This is a genomic window from Bacillus pretiosus, assembly GCF_051294775.1.
Taxonomy (GTDB): Bacteria; Bacillota; Bacilli; order Bacillales; family Bacillaceae_G; genus Bacillus_A; species Bacillus_A wiedmannii.
In genome coordinates this window covers 1-286 of sequence record NZ_JBPPHF010000494.1, presented here as the reverse complement: position 1 = coordinate 286, position 286 = coordinate 1, and the positions used below count along the sequence as shown (strand labels likewise).

The following is a 286-nucleotide window of genomic DNA, read 5'->3' as shown; positions in this document are numbered from 1 at the left end:
GAGCAGTAGCTCTTCGTTGGGGTAAATAAGGACTGAGAGAAAAAAAGGTGTGTATTTTGTATGGAGAAAAAGAGGGTCGAAATAACAGGACTAGGAGCTGTTACACCGATCGGAACAGATGTTGAAACAGCGTGGGAAAACATTAAAAAGGGTGTATCTGGAATCGGACGACTTACAAGAATTGATCCGGAACTGTTTCCAGCAAATGTAGCTGCAGAAATTAACGACTTTGAAGTCGAGAAATATATTGATAAAAAAGAAGCGCGCCCTATGGATCGCTTTACAC

1 protein-coding gene is annotated in these 286 nt (G+C 41.3%); it reads left to right on the top strand.

The window, feature by feature from the left end:
- Positions 1 to 60 precede the first annotated feature (60 nt).
- A partial coding sequence (locus tag ACSG5Z_RS31885; protein WP_435712953.1) for a beta-ketoacyl synthase N-terminal-like domain-containing protein occupies positions 61 to 286 on the top strand: 226 nt, incomplete at its 3' end.